At 31.4% G+C, this 17,010-nt stretch carries 13 protein-coding genes and 1 tRNA gene; 9 read left to right on the plus strand and 5 right to left on the minus strand.

Annotated features, from left to right (window positions below; all coding sequences use genetic code 11):
• The first annotated feature begins 683 nt into the window (after positions 1 to 683).
• Entirely contained in the window at positions 684 to 2,048 is a 1,365-nt protein-coding gene (gene gltX, locus WOVOC_RS02740) for a glutamate--tRNA ligase (protein ID WP_025264241.1), read from the plus strand.
• A 30-nt stretch (positions 2,049 to 2,078) separates the two neighbouring features.
• On the opposite strand, the gene WOVOC_RS02745 is transcribed toward gltX, so the two are convergent.
• Positions 2,079 to 3,122, minus strand: a complete 1,044-nt coding sequence (locus WOVOC_RS02745) for a class I SAM-dependent methyltransferase (protein WP_025264242.1) — start codon at positions 3,120 to 3,122, stop codon at positions 2,079 to 2,081.
• Between the two features lie 103 nt (positions 3,123 to 3,225).
• Between WOVOC_RS02745 and WOVOC_RS02750 the strand changes: the two genes are divergently transcribed.
• Both WOVOC_RS02750 and WOVOC_RS02755 read left to right on the plus strand, forming a co-directional pair.
• On the plus strand, positions 3,226 to 3,600 hold the full coding sequence (locus WOVOC_RS02750) for a hypothetical protein (protein ID WP_044104098.1): 375 nt from the start codon (positions 3,226 to 3,228) through the stop codon (positions 3,598 to 3,600).
• Positions 3,601 to 3,885, plus strand: a complete 285-nt coding sequence (locus tag WOVOC_RS02755; RefSeq protein ID WP_014868712.1) for a DUF2610 domain-containing protein — start codon at positions 3,601 to 3,603, stop codon at positions 3,883 to 3,885.
• A gap of 1,112 nt (positions 3,886 to 4,997) precedes the next feature.
• On the opposite strand, the gene dapD is transcribed toward WOVOC_RS02755, so the two are convergent.
• The 3 genes from dapD to WOVOC_RS02770 all read right to left on the minus strand — a co-directional run bounded on the left by dapD (position 4,998) and on the right by WOVOC_RS02770 (position 9,635).
• On the minus strand, positions 4,998 to 5,828 hold the full coding sequence (gene dapD / locus WOVOC_RS02760) for a 2,3,4,5-tetrahydropyridine-2,6-dicarboxylate N-succinyltransferase (RefSeq protein WP_025264244.1): 831 nt from the start codon (positions 5,826 to 5,828) through the stop codon (positions 4,998 to 5,000).
• 1,174 nt (positions 5,829 to 7,002) lie between these two features.
• Complete coding sequence (gene rodA, locus WOVOC_RS02765; protein ID WP_025264245.1) at positions 7,003 to 8,106, minus strand: rod shape-determining protein RodA; 1,104 nt, start codon at positions 8,104 to 8,106, stop codon at positions 7,003 to 7,005.
• Positions 8,107 to 8,159: 53 nt separating this feature from the next.
• The gene (locus tag WOVOC_RS02770) at positions 8,160 to 9,635 is read right to left on the minus strand and encodes a proton-conducting transporter transmembrane domain-containing protein (RefSeq protein ID WP_025264246.1); all 1,476 of its coding nucleotides are present in this window, start codon (positions 9,633 to 9,635) and stop codon (positions 8,160 to 8,162) included.
• A 53-nt stretch (positions 9,636 to 9,688) separates the two neighbouring features.
• Here WOVOC_RS02770 and WOVOC_RS02775 point away from each other — a divergent pair, with 53 nt between their 5' ends.
• On the plus strand, positions 9,689 to 10,006 hold the full coding sequence (locus tag WOVOC_RS02775; RefSeq protein WP_025264247.1) for an NADH-ubiquinone oxidoreductase subunit NDUFA12 family protein: 318 nt from the start codon (positions 9,689 to 9,691) through the stop codon (positions 10,004 to 10,006).
• 954 nt (positions 10,007 to 10,960) lie between these two features.
• Here WOVOC_RS02775 and WOVOC_RS02780 read toward each other — a convergent pair.
• Positions 10,961 to 11,037: transfer RNA gene (locus WOVOC_RS02780), tRNA-Arg, on the minus strand.
• Positions 11,038 to 11,180: 143 nt separating this feature from the next.
• Between WOVOC_RS02780 and WOVOC_RS02785 the strand changes: the two genes are divergently transcribed.
• The 5 genes from WOVOC_RS02785 (at position 11,181) to WOVOC_RS02805 (ending at position 15,370) form a co-directional block, all read left to right on the plus strand.
• Positions 11,181 to 11,906, plus strand: a complete 726-nt coding sequence (locus WOVOC_RS02785; protein ID WP_014868717.1) for an ABC transporter ATP-binding protein — start codon at positions 11,181 to 11,183, stop codon at positions 11,904 to 11,906.
• 129 nt (positions 11,907 to 12,035) lie between these two features.
• Complete coding sequence (gene tatA, locus WOVOC_RS02790) at positions 12,036 to 12,203, plus strand: twin-arginine translocase TatA (RefSeq protein WP_014868718.1); 168 nt, start codon at positions 12,036 to 12,038, stop codon at positions 12,201 to 12,203.
• A 721-nt stretch (positions 12,204 to 12,924) separates the two neighbouring features.
• Positions 12,925 to 13,581 carry an exopolysaccharide biosynthesis protein gene (locus WOVOC_RS02795; RefSeq protein ID WP_025264248.1) on the plus strand — a complete coding sequence of 219 codons (657 nt, stop codon included), beginning with the start codon at positions 12,925 to 12,927 and terminating at the stop codon, positions 13,579 to 13,581.
• On the plus strand, positions 13,574 to 14,947 hold the full coding sequence (gene cysS, locus WOVOC_RS02800; protein ID WP_025264249.1) for a cysteine--tRNA ligase: 1,374 nt from the start codon (positions 13,574 to 13,576) through the stop codon (positions 14,945 to 14,947). Before WOVOC_RS02795 ends, cysS begins: the two co-directional genes overlap by 8 nt.
• A gap of 6 nt (positions 14,948 to 14,953) precedes the next feature.
• The gene (locus WOVOC_RS02805) at positions 14,954 to 15,370 is read left to right on the plus strand and encodes a YqaA family protein (protein ID WP_025264250.1); all 417 of its coding nucleotides are present in this window, start codon (positions 14,954 to 14,956) and stop codon (positions 15,368 to 15,370) included.
• The last annotated feature ends 1,640 nt before the right edge of the window (positions 15,371 to 17,010 follow it).

Consider the following 17,010-nt stretch of genomic DNA (forward strand, 5'->3'; position numbering starts at 1 on the left):
GACATACAGATCATTCAGAAGCTATTGTAGCTACTTAAGCTAGTACAAAATATTGAGAACCAAAAAATAAAAAGTATAAGAACAAATACAAGGCAGTAATGCATGCTATAACTCCTACTATATAAATATAAACATAGAAGCCACTCTTTATGCTTGTAGCCTACTTAATTTCCCTCCATTTTATAACACCTGAGAAATAAATAGTGCTACACCACTCTCCAATTATTCCTTAACATAACCTTTATTTCTTTGTATATATTCTCAATATACTCCATCTTTAATTTTTTCCACTTCCTCTTAATTTTTAGCTTCCTCTGCCTTTTAAACCTTACTCTTAGGCACCTTTTTCTAAGTCTTTCATAACCTCTTTGAGTAGGTGTAGGATTCTGTCATTTATTCACTATATTTAAAAATGGATTACTATTTTCATCAAGCCTACTTAGCTACATAAACAACATTCTCTTTATAAATTCTGACAAATTTACCTTTATCTCCTTTTCTTATAGCATTAAGTCAATAAGCCATTAGATTGAACCATAACATGCCCTTCTATATTTAATTAATATTAAGTTATATACTATAATTCATAAAAAATATGACTTTATCTTTTGAAATAAATAAATTATAAATTGTTATAAGCATAAATTTCAGCCATAATTATTTATATTACCGTAACAGCAAATATGTTAAGCATAATCACTAGATTTGCTCCATCTCCAACAGGTTTTTTGCACATCGGTGGAGCTCGCACTGCTTTATTCAATTGGCTCTACGCAAAGCATCATGGTGGTAAGTTTTTACTAAGGATTGAGGACACTGACAAGAAACGATCAACACAAAAGGCAATCAATGCAATAATAGACGGCCTGAAATGGCTTGATGTGAATTATGATGAAGAAATAATATACCAATCAAAAAGAACAGAGAGGTATGTTGAAGTTGCAAACCTTTTAGTCAAAAGAGGTAAGGCGTATTACTGCTATTGCCCTGAAAATAAAGTTGCAGAAAAGAAAGCAAAAGCAAGAGAAGAAGGAAAGATATACAAGCATAAATGCTTCAATGTAACACCAAATGTAAAGCCTGTTGTTCGATTTAAAGTCCCAGATTCACAAGATATCGTTGTTAACGATAAAATATACGGTCAAATTAAAGTAAATAGCAAACAAATTGATGACATAGTAATTTTACGTTCTGACAACACTCCAACATATATTTTTGCCGTGGTGATTGATGATCATGATACTAGAATAACTGATATAATACGTGGTTCTGACCATCTTACTAATACTTTTAAACAATTACTGATATATCAAGCCCTTGATTTTGATATTCCACGCTTTGCACATGTACCGCTGATTCACCAGGAGAATGGAAATAAGCTATCTAAAAGACATGGTGCAACAAGCATTTGCGATTATAAAAAAATGGGAATATTACCAGAGGCAATGCGCAACTACTTACTAAGACTTGGCTGGAGTCATGGAAACGATGAGATTATCAGTAGTGAGCAGGCAGTAGAGTGGTTCAATTTAGAAAACATTGGTCGTTCACCTGCACGCCTAGATTTTAAAAAGCTGAAATACTTAAATAATCACTATATTAATAACATGAACAATAAAGACATTCTGACTCTAATTCTTAGAGAAAATACTCTAAACGATAAAAAAAAGAACTATTTACTACACGGGCTAACGGAACTAAAAAAAAGAGCAAGCTACCTAAACGAATTATTGGATTTAGCACAGTTTTATATTCAAGATCCACCACTTGATTTAAACAAAGAGGCCGAGCAAATTGTCAAATCTAACCTCGATACAATCAAATTACTTGCGTCATTTCTCTTGAGAATTAGTCATGAAAACTGGAACAAGAACTCTCTACCTTCTCAAGTCAAGGAGTTTTCAAAGTTACATAATGTTAAAATAAGTGATGTGTACCACTCATTACGCGCCCCTATAACCGGAACAATGGATGCACCTGGGATCATCAATATAATGGTAACTCTTGGTAGAGACGAGTGTATAAGAAGACTACGGAACTATAGCTGAAGTTTGCCTTTTAAACGTATAGAATGTTAACTAACTACCGATTAACATTGCCTTAAAAAGAGTACCCATATTTTCAGTTAACCTTAAAAACTCACTAAAAATTCTATTCTTATGTTCATCATTTGCATTTTTGATTAAAGTTTGTACCCTTTCCTTTATACCAAAAAGATATAAAAATTCTCTTTGAGTTAAAATTTCACATTCTATGTGTTTTAATGCGTCCTTCAATGCTTGAAAATTCACAAGCGCAGTAATATCATTATCACCAACATCTTCAAGAAAATTGGCATACCTGTGTTGTCTGATAGACTGTAAAGTGCTTTTATATGTAGGATATACATAGCCATAATCTATAACTATAGCAGCCCCTCTGTTACTAACTATTTTTTCTTCAAGTTTTTTGAATATTTCAATTCCAGCTGAACATATTTCCACCACTGCACCATTAAAAAGCTCTTCATCCGGCATTTGAGTAGTTAATAGTGAAACATAGGATTTTTCCTTTCTGGATTCTAGTATTAGGCACTGAAACAATACCCCATCATCCCGCCTTGTTATCCTATTTTCATACCATTCACCATTATGATACATAAATTGATCTATAGGAAGAGCATCAAAGAATTCATTTGCTAAGAAAATAGTTGGCTGCTCCGGCAAATCATTAATATCTACGTGCCAATGAATATTTGATTCTTTTAATTTCCCCTTCTGTATCTTCTGTAAAGTAGGGCTGATCTCAATTAGGTGAATAGCCATTGATCTAAAAAAATTACTGTGTTTTTTAGTGACTCTTATTATATCGTGAATAAGTGTTCCTTCGCCTGGCCCAAGTTCAACTAGAGAAAATTTTAGCGGCTTTCCTAATTTTTCCCACATATACATTACCCAAACTGCAATTATCTCACCAAATAATTGACTGATTTCAGGAGCTGTGATAAAATCATTATTTTTACCAAGTGGTGACCTATTCATATAATAGCCATGTTTTTTATGGTATAGAACAGCATTCATAAAGTCACTGATAGGTATTGACCCTTGGTTTTGATCAATTAATTTATATATATAAGAGAGCATATATTAATAAATGTTTAATCATCGCGTGTCACAATACAAATTAGTAGAGTATTTATATCTATAGTATAAACTTTAAGAGCTTATTAACAATAGTGCTTCGATTATGAGCGATCAGGATATTAACAATTATACTACTTTTATAAACCCAGATGATAGTATTGAATGTAAACTTGATGAAACTGTCAATTTTATAGAAAATAAGGTTATAAGCACTGATGGGTTAACTCTAATAGAAGTATTTCAAGCACTAGTTCAAATGCTAAACGGCGATTCAGAAGTAGTAAAAAAAGTACTAGCATATGCCAATATTATGGCAAAACATGGAACAAAAATAGCGAAAGAATCACAACCAAGTAGAGCTGAAGTTCTTCGATTTCTTAGAGGTAAAGAAAATGTTGCCAGCAGACAAGAACCTGTAAAGAAGCCATCCCCTACACCTGCTGTAAAATCAATCAAAAAGAAAATTAGAGGTTTTTAGATGGCTAATTCTATAAAAAAATTTACTGTGCAATGTGACTTCAAAGGACAAACTTCACCTTTTACGATATACATAGGAAACCCAAAAAGTGATACTCATCCGATTCACCATCAAGATTCCTGGCTCGTAAGAGAACGTGGAGGTAATATTCCTAGTAAAGTAAAAGAAAGCCTGCAAAAATTGCACAAATTATCTAAAGAAAATGGAATCTCTTTTTCAGAGTTATGTGCATATGCCATAACAGTGATTAACAATAGTGGTAAAACAAGCAATAGCAAAAAATAGCATATTATATTCCTAGTATCTATTTTTTGTTATCTAAATCTTACACCAAGATTCATACAAATCTCCAATTTATAAAACGTTACATTATTTGTATTTTATCAGCATAGCATAAAAGCAATTTAATACAGATATAATTAAATGCTGATGAAATTTATACTAAACTATTCAGTTGCCCTTAAAATTGTTATCTCCCTCATAGAGATAAAAATAAGATCAAAGGCATTGTATAGTTTTAACTCAAGTTGAACAATGAACAGTAAAGAAAGTATCTCTTGCTAAGAAAAGGCCATTCAAAAACTTCATACCCTGATAAGGCAAGTAGAAAATCTAAAGCAAAGCCAACATCATATTATGTGAACGAAATGTTATTCATGACATTTGTACACGAACAATTATTCATATTTCGTGGAAGCAGAGAATGTACCAATGCCAAGGCTTATGAGTGTTAGGTATGGTAATTAGATTCATGACAGCAAACAAGTGCCATGTTCAATCATCATAGATACCAAGCATTATTAATTTATAATAATTTATCCCCCTACCCAAAGGTGATAACTATTATACTATAAGACTGCTAATTATGTTAATTCTACATTTTAGCAAATACAACCAAGGAACTTTACTTATTGGAAGAACATTACGCTAAAATCTAGCAGCTTATTATAAAGCGATGATTAATAGGAATGCCCATCATACAATACTCTATACAAGACAAACTGAAGCATGTTCTTAGTGGATTGATTATTTTATAAGGAAGGGTGTGTGTGATATCAATTGTATTTAAGACTGTTTCACAGTATATAAACAGGGAAAAATACCAGTTTGATTAGACTGTAACCTTATACGTAAATCAGATCATAAGCAACATAAAGCCACAGAGCTTATTCTGTAAAAATAGATAAAAATAGGATTTATAGAAATTACAGGTTTTTCTAATAGAGAAAGAAAATATAAACCTAGTAAGCAATATAAAAACTTGATCCTTAAACTATAAAAGACAAGATTCAATCTAATAAATTGAAATTAACTAACAGAGAATTATTACAGCTAATTGCTTACAGTTGTATGATACCATTTACTATATAATGTAGCATCTATTATAAAGATATAACCTAACCCCTCAATATGTCATTTACAGAAGTTTTCGACCTTGTCTTTGCATCCACTTTTTTTACTATAACTGCACAATATGTTGAAATGTTATTTTTAGATGAAATAGATCCTGGTACTACCACAGAGTAAGGAGGTACTTCACCGTAAAATACTTTACCGGTTTCTCTATCAATAATTTTTGTTGATGCTCCAATAAAAACTCCCATACCTAAAACTGATCCTTCTCTTATTATAACACTTTCAGCCACCTCGCTACGCGCTCCTATAAAACAATTATCCTCTATAATAACTGGAAAAGCTTGAATAGGTTCTAAAACTCCACCAATTCCCACCCCTCCAGAAATATGACAATCCTTTCCTATTTGCGCACAGCTACCAACTGTTGACCAAGTATCTATCATTGTACCCGAACCGATATAAGCACCAACGTTAATAAAGCTTGGCATAAGAACAACATTTGTATCTATATAAGCAGACTGACGAACAAAACATCCAGGAACTACTCTAATTTTTGATTGGCGAAATTTTTCCTCATTCCATCCATTAAACTTATTGTTAGTCTTGTCAAACCACCAATTGTTATTGCCTACTGCTTTACTTTCCTCAATAAGAAAGTATAATAATATTGCCTGCTTTACCCACATATGTACCACCCACTTTCCGTTTGATAGCTTCTCTGCTACTCTAATTTTACCACAATCAAGAAGATTAACTATCTCTTCAACTAGAGCTCTTGCTGTTATTTTTACATTACAGTCAATAAGTTCATTTCTATTTCTCCAAATATTTTCTACATCATTCTGCATTTTATCTAGTTGCAAGTTTTCCATTTATTATATATTGATAATAAGTTTATAGCTTCACATAATATAGGTTTGTTACCACTTTACACTAAGTGATGTAAAGATACAATGTAATAACTGCACTAAAACTTACTTACTACCTCCGGACAAACAAGTAAATTCAGAAGGAAGAAAATAAAGCATACAAACTGCAACCACGTATGGTGTGAATCTTTATAAGAGCCAGGTAAGGTGCATGCTACCATTTATTACACAAGAAAAAAAGTTAACAAAGGAATTTTCTAGTGTTTAGTTTACCACTTTAGAGCTTTTGTTGTAGTAATAAGGGTATATATTGCAGTAGCTAACCTCTCCTAAGGAAGTAAACAAAAAATATAAAAACAAATCAGTTCATATAAGGATTCAATAAGTCCTAAATTAGGATATAAAAAAAGCAAACTGACAGTTCGAGCATAAAAAGGCTTACACTACAAAAAAGTTTTATCAAAATTACCTTTTTTACCTCTAAGATCTAGTTAAGCTGAACTTAATCTTTCAATTTCATCAATTAAAAAACCAGTAGACTCAAGCGTTATGCACTAGAATAACATTTTTTTGAATTTTTAAATTGTTTTAATTATAAATATTTAAGAAATTTACCTGATAAAAAAGACAAAAGAAACCTCAATCAGTATCTATTTTCAATTTGGCGTTTTTAAAAGTCTTAAACACTGCAATTTAAAGACTCTTAAACTTGCAATAGACTTTTTAGCTTAAATGCCAAGAAACTTACTAAGCAGAAAAAGGGAAAAGAACTGATAGGTAGAGCTTTTCACTCTCTCTAACCTTGCAAATCGATATTTTATGCTACATTAAACAACTTATAAGGGTATTTCAGCTTGAAAAGTTAAAAGTTCAGATAAAATAATAAAGACACAAGGTATACATAGTGTAAAAAATCAAATATAAGATATCAATTACGTAATAATCCTGTCACTCAACCTACACAAGTTAAAGATAACTGAATACCTTTGCGCATTACGGTAACGGAGTTAGCAAAGTTTGTCCGATAATTTTTCGTTTCTAACTTGTTATATATGCCTAGGAGCGTTGCCAAAAATTATACAAAAGCCTATACCAGTGAAGAATAATTAAAGGTTAGCTATAAATGACCCATAAAACAAGAATATATATATCATTATATCTTAGACTACGAGCCCTCCTACTGATAAAATCGAGAGCTTAGCCTTAAATCTTCTTCAGAAGTTATACAATTAAGTAGCAATCCTATACATATCAAGCTTGAAGCAGTTATGCTTCCTCCATAGGATAAAAATGGTAATGGATCTCCTATTATAGGTAAAAGACCTATTGTCATTCCAATATTTATGAAGAAATGAACACCAAAAAAAGCAAAAATTCCTATAGATAATAACTTAGAAAAGTAAACTTTTGATCTGTAGGCAACAGAGAATATTATAGCAAGTAACGTAGTATAAAGGAGAATCAAAACTATGCTACCTAAAAACCCCCACTCTTCGCTAAGTACTGCAAAAGCAAAATCTGTACGCCTTTCCGGTAAAAATCCAAGCTGAGTTTGACTTCCATTAGCAAAGCCCTTACCAAGCAAACCCCCTGAACCAATAGCTATTTGAGACTGCTGTGCATTATAACCTATTCCAAGCGGATCCGTTGATGAATCCAAAAACGATAGTATCCTTTGTTTGTGATAAGGGCGTAAAAAAAAACAAATGACTGGCATCACAAAAATACTAAATATTCCAAAAATTATTAAATGTGACCCTTTTATTATTGATGTAAATATAATTGATGTCCCTATAAATAACATTATTACAGCTGTGCCTAAATTTGGTTGTTTTAATACCAAGAACACAGGCAAAAAAATAATTATAAGCGCCTTAAATAGTTTTTGAAATTCCATCATTTTATATACACTTTGCTTACTAAAATAGCGAGCAAGTGCAAGCACTAATCCCACTTTCGCAAATTCTGATGGCTGTAAACTAACTGAACCAATTCTTATCCACCTTGCTGAACCCATTATAAACGAACCAGAAAAATTAACTACTAATAATGCAATCACTGCTGCTATATAAAAAAAATAAGCATGCTTTAAATAAAAATTCAGCTCTATGAACGACATAGCTATAGCCAGTAAAAAAAAAGAAGAGAATACAACTAATTGATGAATTGCGAATGGCATCCACTTTCTTCCAGCAGAAGAATATTGAACAATAATGCCAATACAAAATAGAGCTATTACGTTAATGACCAGCAACCAATGAACCTTCTTCAACCTATCCATAGCAAAAGCTCCAGTACCTTATAGTATAGTAAAATATAAAGTAAAGGTAAAAATCAAAAAACCAATTTTTCAACTACTAAACCTACTAAACGAATTGGATTACTATATATCCCAATTACTATTGTTAAAATAGCCATGAAAAACAGGCAAAAAAGCATAGGTAATGGCACCTCATTAGCCTTACCAGGCATCATTCTAACGCGTGATGTGGCATCATTTCCAAAATACATTTTCTCTACCATCTGCCATACATATATTAGTGCAAGAAAAGAACTTACAGTAAAAACTATAAGAGAAACCCATGCATGAGATTCAATAATTGCTTTCATCATATACCACTTACTTATAAAGCCACTTGTTAAAGGCACACCAATTAACGCTAACCCAAGCAGAGTAGACGCAAACGTCATATAGGGCATTGATTTTTCAAGTCCTGACAAATTTTCTACTTTTGTTGAGTCAAATTTATAAGAAATACATCCAGCTGTCATGAATAAAGACGTCTTTATTATACTGTGATTTATTGTATGGAGAATTGCTGCAAACAAACCTGCTTTCGAGTTTAAACTCAGCATTAAAATTATATAGCCAATCTGGCTAATACTGGAATTAGCAAGCAACCTTTTCATGTCTTTCGCAGTTATTGCAAATATCGAACCAAATACAATAGCACAAAGCGCAAGTGTAACTATTACGTTGTCTAATGGCGGTTTAAATAAAAAAAAATTTTGATGAAAAACAGTATAAAAGATCCTGATAAAAACATATATCATAACTTTGGTTACTGTGCCTGAAAAAAATATACTAATGAAACTTGGCGCCTCACTGTATGAATTAACTAGCCACTTACCCAATGGAAATAGTGCCATCTTGATTGAAAGAGCAACAAAAACAAATAATGTGCCAAGCTTTACGATGTTATTATCATATAGCGGTACTATTCTCTCAGCCATGTCAGACATATTGAGCGTACCTGTCATAGAATATAAAAGCCCAATACCAAACAAATAAAACGTTGCACCTATCGTTCCACTAATCAGATATTCTAACGCTGCAACTAGAGCTTTCTTATCTCTTCCCATTGAAACTAGCACGTAAGAAGAAAGAGACGAAATTTCTAAAAAAACATAGAGATTAAATATGTCGTTTGTTACCAAAATCCCAAGCAATCCACTTAAGCATAACAGAAACAAAGAGTAGAAATCAGTTATCTTATTTTTGCTAATCTCTTTTTTGTTAACACAAAAACTATAAAGAACACTTATCAGAGCTACAAAATTTACTAAAGTTAAAACTAAGGAATTCAACATATCAATCCTTAATTCTATTCCGTAGGTAGGAGCCCAATCTCCAAGGTAATAAATTACAACTTCACCATTATAAGCTTTCATAAGTAGTATTAATGAAATAAAAAAAGTAGCTGCTGTTGTAGTAAAAGAGATAAACCAGGATAACTTATGTTCTCTTGCTAGAGAACAAAACATCGATGCAATTATTGGTATAATAACTTGTAAGATTGGTAATTGCATTAAATTTTTGTTAAAGTATTAGTATATATAATACTCTTTATTTTAATAGCTTTATGTTATCTAAAATTTTTAATGCAATAAAATGTTTACTACAAAGAAAAGGTAAATTTGTAGGAAGAGATAAGAGTGAAAACTCTTACTATGAATCGGATACAGGAAAAAGGTGGGTTATATATAGTAGTGTTCCCGAACCTACAATAATACCTCAAGAGTGGCACACATGGATTCATTATACTGATAATGTAGTACCAGTTAATGACAAAAAAATAAAGGTGAAACATACATCTAATTTGACGAGCACAAAAGATGTACATCATTCTAACCAAAAAGCAAAAAATTATTACAAAAGCTGGAATCCTAATAATAACTAAAGACGCGAAGATCAAGTATACTTGAAATACCTGTCAGGTTGTTTGTACTAATTCTCACTATTTTTTTGATTTGCCTTGCTGTTGACAAACTATCTGATATAAAAAACTATAAGGATTACTATAGAATATATAGATTTTTTACTGATACTAATGGGTATAGGAGTGAACAGTAATATCAAGGTTTGTAGAGTAAATATTAAGAACATAACTAGCATATTTACTTGATAAAATTACCTATGTAACATGGATTAATATGTGTGCATAAGTAAGACATAAAATTGTCAGTTTGATGGCTCAGAACCCTAACAACCAGCAGTAGAGTTGTGGTTAACAGCAAATTTGTCAACATATTACTTAGATTAGGTGCTAAATCAATTTTAAAAAGTGGTAAAACAGAGTATACTTCAATCTGAAGTGAACATGAGTGAAATAATAGATAAAATTCCTGATATATTTTCAAAACAGTTTGACTTGTAATAATAAAAACTACTTGACAAACTTTGCTAACCTTCTTGCTATGGTAGTGAAGCTACTTATTGATCTTAGCAAAATCTCTGTAGTGAACTAATGACAAAAAACTAATGTATTTGATGCATGTTATATTTAATTTTCTGTACTATGTGCACTATATGTCTTTCACATTACGACCTAACATCTACTAGCTATCAGCGCTATAAAATAGTACCTATTTAAGTGCTTAAAAGCTCTTAAAATACCAACATATAAGTGAGATAGATAGTGGCAATTAGCCAATTATAAATGGACATTTGCTTTTACAAAAAATAGCGTAATTCCAGAATGTAATGCTAGAATCTATTTTCTTGGATCTCAGCTCTGCCACTTGGATAATACCACTTATACTGCACCTATAAGTTGCAATCTTTATATAGCCATAGGTTTGACTATAATTTTCTCTAAAAACGTAAAATAGTATAATAAATCAATAGAGTACTATGGTGGGACTAGTGCGATTCGAACGCACGACCTTCGGATTAGGAATCCAATGCTCTATCCTACTGAGCTATAGTCCCATTCCCTATCACTTACAAATGGTCATAGTAAAAAACTCCTTATTTTCTAAATCCTTCTTACATAACTAATTTACAACAATAAAAACGCTCCTATACATTTCTTGAGTATAATGTTATCATATTTAATAATATAGTTTCAGTTGATGCTAATTAATAACATTAGTTACTCTTATGGTAATCAGGGTGATTTTGCTTTAAGCAATATAAATATTGAAGTGAAACGAGGAAATGTTGCATGTTTATTGGGACATTCAGGCTGTGGTAAGTCAACGATTTTAAAATTAATCGCAGGGATAGAAAATCCAAAATCTGGTACCATTTTTATAAATAACAGATTAGTAGCAAGTAATAATACATCAATTGCAATAGAACATAGGAATGTAGGATTGATTTTCCAACATTCCGCATTATTTCCTCACAAAACAGTGATAGAGAATATAACTTTTGCTATTCGTAGTGCTTCTAAAAAGGAAAAGTATCTTACTGCATTGGAAATTTTGAAGCTATTAGACATAGCAAAATATGAAAACATGTACTCTAATGCTCTATCAGGAGGACAGCAACAATTAGTTGCGATAGCAAGAGTAATGGCACAAAATCCTGATGTTGTATTGCTTGATGAACCGTTTTCTAATTTAGATATACTGCTTAAGTGCCAAACAAGACACCATGTATTATCTCTTTTTAGAAGTAAAAATATTCCTGTGCTAATGGTAACTCATGACTTACAAGAAGCATTAAAAGTTGCAGATTCTATCTATGTAATGAAAAACGGCAAAATTATTCAATCAGGAGTTTCCAGCGATATATATCAAGGACTTGAGGATAGCACATTGCAACATATTTGTTACTACTTAGAAAAAACCTAATCTAAAATTATTATAAAATAGATCGAAAAATTTTGATCTATAGTTAAATAAAGGTGGTATAATCCATATGTCACTTGACTTTAGTCAAGTTTTTATACTTAATATTTAATATTTTAAATGGAGGTGCAAATGAGTTTAGGACCATGGCAATTGTTTTTAGTTTTAATAATAATCTTAGTTCTGTTTGGTGCAGGTAGATTACCACAAGTTATGGGTGACTTAGGAAAAGGCATTAAAAACCTTAAACAAGGACTTAAGGAGTCAGAGAAACTGTCATCTAACGAACCAGATCATTAGCGTCCTCACATTTCATGACACGCACTTTAGTGCGTGTCATTCGTTCAAAAACCCAGCTAAGTTAAAAAATATAGATTGAAATACAAGATAATTACATTAGTTTAAGATTAGTAGTTTTAATCAAAGTTAACTATACAAAGAGCTGAGAAGCTAACTGAAAATAAAAAATTAGCTTCTGATGTTCTAAGAGAAATTATGGTACTGATAATACCAACAGCAATGAAATAATGTTGTTCAGTTTAACATTATAAAGCAGCTTTGCATAAATGTGGCTTAATTGGTCATCTCTCCTTACCACCATCACTACCTACCTATACCTGTTCTATCTTACCTAGTTATACAACTATTTTTTCTATACCTCTAATATTATTTTCACTCTGGATGTGCAGTAATAATAGCTCTTCCACTGTCTTTCACTCACTTTCTTCCTGCATCGGCACAACTTTTATTTAGCCTGGTATTATAGGTAAAGATAGGCTTTTCTTTATACTAGGAGTTTTTTTAATATCATTGTGCACACTGTTATACTTATCCCTACTATGATAACCAGAGAGATTACAGCTTACAATAGGAATACTTTCTCATAAAAAGCTTTGTACGTGGTTAAGCTTTATAACACACATTAGCACAAGATGAATCCCCTGATATAAATGAAGAATGAATGTTGAAATATAGCAATAATTATGCTAACTAAAAGGGATAATTTTGTCCAAGGATAAATGTGCAAAAAAATGAGAGACTAATTAAAAATAAAAAATTGGTTTCCGATATTTTAAAAGAGGTTGCAGATATCAACACTAATAACAGTAATAAAGTGACATTGTTTGATATTAAAATAGCTCTACAAGAACGCGGTTTTGGTATTTTAATAATTATTTTCTCTTTACCACTATCGATACCTATACCTGTTCCACCTGGTTATACAACTATACTTTCTATACCTTTAATCTTGTTCTCACTACAGCTTTTGTTCGGGTTTCACTCTCCCTGGATACCGCATTGGTTAGAAAGAAAATCCTTTCAATCTTCAACACTAGCTTTTGTAGTAGAGAGGACTTCACCTGCATTAAAAAAAATAGAAAAGTTCATGAAACCAAGAATACCTTTCATTTTCTATGGACCTGGTGAGAAAATTCTAGCTTTTATAATGTTGATTTGTGCATTATCGATAGCCATTCCACTGCCCTTAACTAATTTTATTCCTGCAATCGGTACAACTTTCATTTCACTTGGCATTATGAGCAAAGATGGACTTCTCTCTATATTGGGAGTTCTAGTATCTTTGTGCGGTTTATTACTTACCCTTGTTGTAATAGTTGAAGGACCACAGCTCATAATTGGAGCGTTTTCTTTTCTGAAAAGCTTTGTATATGGTTAAGCTTTACAATACTTCAACAAAAAAAAAAGAGCTCTTTACACCGATCGACAAAGGTCATATAAAAATGTACGTTTGCGGACCAACTGTATATGATACAGCACATATAGGTAATGCACGTGCTGCTATTGTCTATGACGTATTATTTCAGTTGCTTAAATCTCATTATGACAAAGTTACCTATGTACGCAACATAACTGATATTGATGATAAGATAATCAATGCAGCAAGTGAAAAAAATAGCAGTATAGAAAGTATAACTACACATTACACTAAGGCTTTTCGTGAAGACATGAAAAGTCTAAACTGTGTAGAACCAACACATGAGCCGAAAGCAACAGAAAATATAGATTGCATTATCAAATTAATTGAACATTTGCTAATATCTAATCATGCCTATGAATCCGATAAACATGTATATTTTAGTATTGAATCTTACCCTGAGTATGGTGCTTTATCAGGGAAAAAAATTGATGAATTAGATCATGGCAGCAGAGTTAAAGTTGGTAAAAACAAAAAGCATCCAGGAGATTTTGTACTATGGAAACCAGCAAACGACATTGACTACAAGCTTTCAAGTCACTGGAATAGTCCATGGGGAAAAGGAAGACCTGGATGGCATATCGAATGTTCGGCAATGGCATATGCATATCTTGGTAAAGATTTTGACATCCATGGTGGGGGTATAGATTTACAATTTCCTCATCATGAGAACGAAATTGCGCAAAGCAAATCTGCATTTAGTGGGTCAATGTTTGCAAAATATTGGGTACATAATGGTTTCCTGACGGTAAACGAAGAAAAAATGAGCAAGTCCTTATTTAACATAGTTAAAGTAAGAGATTTGCTCGATAGTGGAATAAAGGGAGAAGTAATACGTCATGCATTGTTCAAAACTCATTATAGAAAACCACTCGATTGGACAAGAGATATTATTTGGGAGTCGCAAGAAACTTTAAACAAGTTCTATCGGTTATTACGTAGTGTGGATATAGCAAGCATTGATGAAAGCAATACAGAAGTATATAAAGATTTTATAGAGGCTTTGAAAAATGACCTAAATATCCCTGAAGCTTTAGTTATATTGCATGAAATGGCCACAAAAATCAATAAAACAAACAATGAACATAAAAAACTCAAATTAACTGAAAGTTTTGTTAAGAGTGCACGATTTATTGGTCTTCTTAAATCAAGTTATCAAGAGTGGTTTACCGTAGGCGTAGACCACCGAGAAATAGAAAGATTAGTAAATTTAAGAAAGGCAGCAAAAAAAAATAAAGATTATGATGCTGCCGACAAAATAAGAGATCAGTTAAAAAGGATGAAGGTTACAATTTTTGATAACGAAGATGGTACAACAACCTGGTAAGTTCATATGGAAAACTATCTACTACTATTCATAGATAATCTATTATCTTCATTAATCTTGCCCATATACGAAGGTTTTGTATTTTATACTATGTTGTATTTTAGGTCATATTACAACCCACTACTTATGTTACTTTTTGGAGTATTGGGCTCAAGCATTGGTGGAATAGTTAATTGGCATTTGGGTAAAATAACAATTTTCGCTAGAAAAGCATATCACAAATTAGAAAATGAGTACACAACCCCAAAAATAATAAGAAATTTGCTAATTTGTGCAGTTACATTGCTTTCATGGATGTCAGCACTTGGAAGTGCAATTCAAGTTTTATCAGGTTATTTTAAACTAAACTTCAGTGCCTTTACTTTACTAACTATCCTATCCAATTTCCTTTATTTATTATACCTCACTACCACCGTTCAATAAGCTGAGTTAATTACTATCTTCTCATAACCTTTTCTTTTATCTTTCAAAATACTTCACAATATAGCTTCATACAGAGCATTACAAGATATCTACTTTTTTATAATTAGATATAGATTCTTCCTTATCTTCAAGTATCCTGAAATTTTTGAAGCCATCATTTCTCAAAATTTTAGGCATTAAGTAAAACTTCTGACCTAAACTCATCAATCAGATCCAAAATTTCCATAGTCTTTTCAGGGCTTATAAACTTAAAGATGATATTTCATTCTAAGACGTCTAACTTTGCAAATGTATTAAGCTGAAATAGCATATAAAACAAAAATCGTATATTCCATTGAGATAAAAACCTTAATATAGTTTAGTCTTATATATCAATATAGCACAAACAACTATCAGGGAAAATGCTACTTTCTTATTTTGCAAAAAAAACAATAAGTACTTGTAATCTACTCCATCCAAAAATGGTGGTTGCAAACTTGATTTTTTAATCTTATCATTCAAAGATGTGAATCTACCAAAATATAATTATCATACTCGCTTAAAAGTTCAGGTAAAACATATCTCCCCCACTCTAACTTTAAGAAGTCATTCTCCCTTAGTTTCTTTAGTAAATGACACATTAAAAACTGATTGACGAACCTACATAAAATTTTCATCAAATTCACCTGAGAGTAATCAATATCACTATTAGGAATAGGTTATATTACTTCCTTTATCATTCTAAGATGATATTTTATGAAATAAGTTGTTTGATCTTTTTTTTAAAAACTTTAAAATACTTTTGTTTTTATCATCTATCTCATATATAATACCATTATTTTTTTGTTCTGCGTCTTAAATTTATCCCTATCTTCTACATACAGCCTACGGAACCATTAGCAGGTTCATGTATTGCCCATAGCCTTCAATGACCGGTTATCACACTATTTTTCCTACTCTCAGCACGACAAAATACTATATATCTTTTCTAATTTTAAAGCCCTTTATAAAGTATAAAATCGTTCTTTAGCAAAAAAGATTTCCACATCTGCTCTTTTGAAAAGGTTTAATCCTTGTGTTTACAATTTACATGCCGACAGAATAATTTATTCAGTTTCTGTAGCTCTTCAACCATATATTTATTGAATTTCCACATAATTTATATCAACATGCCATAATCATTTTTCTAATGTACTCATCAGAACAATGATACCATCTTTATTAACAATAACTTGTACTAATACCCTTATAGTATTAACATAACCTTGTACTTTTCAATGTTGAAATTCCAGCATGGTACATCCCCATCAACACTTTTTTGCCATCTCTATTATCATAATTTGAATTCGGTGCAGAACCTAAAATAATAAATTCCTTAAAGAAAGCAGATTCTTATTTTAAATCCTTAAAGTCATTTTTATAGAAGCAAATAAAACTAATAAATAGTGCTCACTATACTATAAGTTTAAAGTAGTTCTAACATTCAACAAGTTGCGAAAACTATTTATGTAATATAAATAAATTAATATATATAAAATAATGTTTATTTTAACCTTCTCAAAAACCAATATGCTTATCAAGATTTACTACAGTTATAATCATCACATGATGGTATAAAACTAAAGTAGAATGCAAGTATAACGCCACTTTTTTTTCACAAA

The sequence above is a fragment of the Wolbachia endosymbiont of Onchocerca volvulus str. Cameroon genome, from assembly GCF_000530755.1.
GTDB lineage: Bacteria > Pseudomonadota > Alphaproteobacteria > Rickettsiales > Anaplasmataceae > Wolbachia.